This window comes from Calothrix sp. CBUCES-K 9914, from assembly GCF_059640475.1.
Genome location: NZ_JBXXZH010000486.1, coordinates 1 through 2,903 on the forward strand (window position 1 = coordinate 1; position 2,903 = coordinate 2,903).

Here is a 2,903-nt window from a genome sequence, read left to right on the forward strand (position 1 = left end):
CATAGCCAATTTGTTGTTTACACTTTAAGAAAACGTTGTACTTAGTGTTCGGAGTCCCATCAAAAATTGATACTTTCATTTGCAGTTCACCATCATGAGGGTTTTTAGTAAGATGAATGGTTCCTCCTACATTACGATGTGAGCCAGGTTTTGTAGTTACATTTGAGTTAACACAGTCTGAAGAATCTTGACGAATTAGTGCAACTCTAACAGATTCATAAGAACTTCCTTGAGCGGATTGAGGTTGACTCTCTGAATGCGAACTATTACTATTATTCTGTGAAGTAGCTAAAATTTGATTTGGGGTAGTTGCACTTAATTGAGCGTTAACAGTTTGAGCCGAAGTAAGACCATAACTTACAACTGGACAAAGCGCACAAACATATAGAGCAGCCTTTAACAATGAACGATTAAACATAATCTATTACCTGTTGAATGAGTCACAATGCCTTTGTTTGAGAGGCTTCTGTGTTTGACACTTATTAATGTACTTGCTCTCTATAAGTAAATCGATAACTAGAAGTTTAGGAAAATTATGGACTTGCTCCCAGGCATGTTTTTAATAAAAGTTAAGGTAATACGATTTTCAACAACGCCAACTCGCACGATGTCCGCACCGACTCGCATCTACCGCACGCCACACTCGGAGCTACATCAAAAGGCGCCTCTCAACAATATAAAAAGCGCCCCCAATAGTCAGGAGCGCTTTTTATTATTTATTCAATTTGAGAAAGTCGGTACGCTCCCATTTTTGGCAATCCACTCGCATTGCTCGCGTGTCCGTACTGAACGAATAACCCAGCCCTTGCCTTTGTACTCCCCTTTCTTGAGACAGGCTTTTTTGACTTCTTCTACTTTTTGTGAACGCAGCCTAGTTTTATTTGCAAAGAAACTGTCTATGTTCCAGCTTTTTCTGTTCCGTTGCTACTCGCGCGCCTAAATGATAAGCCATAATTATAGTTACGTGTTTCTTAGCTGAGATGGGCAAACATCATGTTCTGGGTCCCACCATAACAGAGTCATAACACCTTGATCTAGAATTCCCCAAACCCTCTGCTTTCCAGTAAGACGTAGAGACACAAGTTGGTCTAGATCATCTTGCTTAGTTTCACGTAAACGTGTTTGAGCTTCTGTGCATAAATCTTTGACATTTACTGAATGATTAAATTTTTTACCTTCCACAAGAATTTCTGACCAAGTCATACTTTCAAAATTGGCAAGCTTATCCTTAATGTAAAGAAGCGTCTTAGCATCTAAGTTATGCCAACCGTAGGGGTCAACCATTTCTATTTTAGAAACACGCCACGAAGGATTCATTTTATTATAACTATCTGGAGATGAAACTATTTTTGCTTGCTTGGTTGGAGAAGGCGTTACTTTTATCTTTGGCTGTTTCTTTTTGCTCATACAGGAAAATTACAAACTGCTATAGTATTCAGCCATCGCAGCATGAGTAATTTCTCTGTCACCACGTTCTCTAGGTGCTAACCCTTTGCGAGCATTTATCCAAGGGTCTTCTGTGTGCGTTAAATCACTTAACCACTGTGAAGAATGTTTACCGTAAAAGCTGATTACTTCATCAATAGTTTCGCGTTGAGTTTGGGTAAGGTTACTAGAATTTCCTTCTCTTAACTGTGAAACTTCAAATTCACCTTGATGACTATTATATAAGGCTGGTATTACGGGTCCATTCGCCCACGCTTCAACCCTTTCAGAAAAAAGAGGTTTATCATCCCACACAAGTGACCATGCTTGGGAGTAGTAAACAAGCTTTTGAAGCTTCATTGCGCTTAATGCTCCCATTTTTTCTAAAATATAAGCAGCCACATCATAAACGTTCGCCATAGTCACCACCTTATTTTTATCTTTTCGCCACTACAAAGGCACACAAAAACACAGCTTATAAATTTTTACCCTTCTTATATTGCTCTATGGCTGATGCAATCAAGTTTCGTGTGAAATTGCTGGTACTTCTATCTTCTTTAGTAGCAAGGGTTTCAAGCTCACAGAAAAGCTCTTGAGACACATATACTACTAATCGTTTATCGTTACCCTTCGAGTCTCTCACCATTTGGTCTACATGTACTACTTAGGTTTTGAATTCTTCCTCAAGTTTATCTTAACCAGGCACATAATAACGTTTTACTATGCACATACTGTATACATAGTGTACCACTAAAATGATTGGCACACACTGTCACTATACTATTGCCATATAATGCACAGTAAGTGTACATTAATAACTGATAATCTGTAGTTATTGGGTCGCGCGTAGCAAACGACCAAAAAACCGGGTTAAGCCTGAAAATCTTTGACGCGCGCATATGGGAAAATACTTTTTGTAGTGTTTGTTGTTTTGATATGGGCGCCCATAACGCCCCTCAAAACCCCACACGGTTGTCTGTGTAGTACATGTGAATAGCAATGTCCAAGCAGGCCATCAACCGTTGTTGAAAATCGTTTACCTTAACTTTTATTAAAAATATGCCTGTGAGCAAGTCCATAATTTTCCTAAACTTATAGTTATCGCTCCACTTTAGGAGAGGGGGTACATTAAGAGTGTCAAACACAAAAGCCACTCAAACAAAGGCTTTGTGACTCACCCAACTCTTTATATATTATGTTTAATCGTTTATTGTCAAAGGCTGCTCTGCTTGTAATTAAAATTATTGCAAGAAAAGTAAGATGGTCGGGCGCCAACTTACTTATTTGTATACATTAATTAGAGCAGATACATGTGAGTTTTTGAGTTCCCGACAAAAGTAAAAGTCGGTCGGCGCCACCCAACCAGTCACTCCAGGCTAGAACGTACCCTTCAGAGGTTTATTGTACGCGCTCGGTTTATATAAAAAAGCTGAATCCTTTACATGGTAAGTGTTTTAAGGCTTCACAAGCATCAAAAA

General features: G+C 39.0%; 4 protein-coding genes. All 4 read right to left on the reverse strand.

Translation table 11 applies throughout. From position 1 onward, the window contains the following. The coding region (locus AC2JBO_RS44280; protein WP_496959971.1) for a hypothetical protein at window positions 1-418 on the reverse strand (418 nt) is incomplete at its 3' end. Between the two features lie 542 nt (window positions 419-960). Beyond that, window positions 961-1,407, reverse strand: a complete 447-nt coding sequence (locus tag AC2JBO_RS44285; protein WP_496959972.1) for a hypothetical protein — start codon at window positions 1,405-1,407, stop codon at window positions 961-963. 9 nt (window positions 1,408-1,416) lie between these two features. Continuing rightward, complete coding sequence (locus tag AC2JBO_RS44290; protein ID WP_496959973.1) at window positions 1,417-1,845, reverse strand: Panacea domain-containing protein; 429 nt, start codon at window positions 1,843-1,845, stop codon at window positions 1,417-1,419. Window positions 1,846-1,900: 55 nt separating this feature from the next. Then, window positions 1,901-2,071, reverse strand: a complete 171-nt coding sequence (locus AC2JBO_RS44295) for a ribbon-helix-helix domain-containing protein (protein ID WP_496959974.1) — start codon at window positions 2,069-2,071, stop codon at window positions 1,901-1,903. Window positions 2,072-2,903 lie beyond the last annotated feature (832 nt).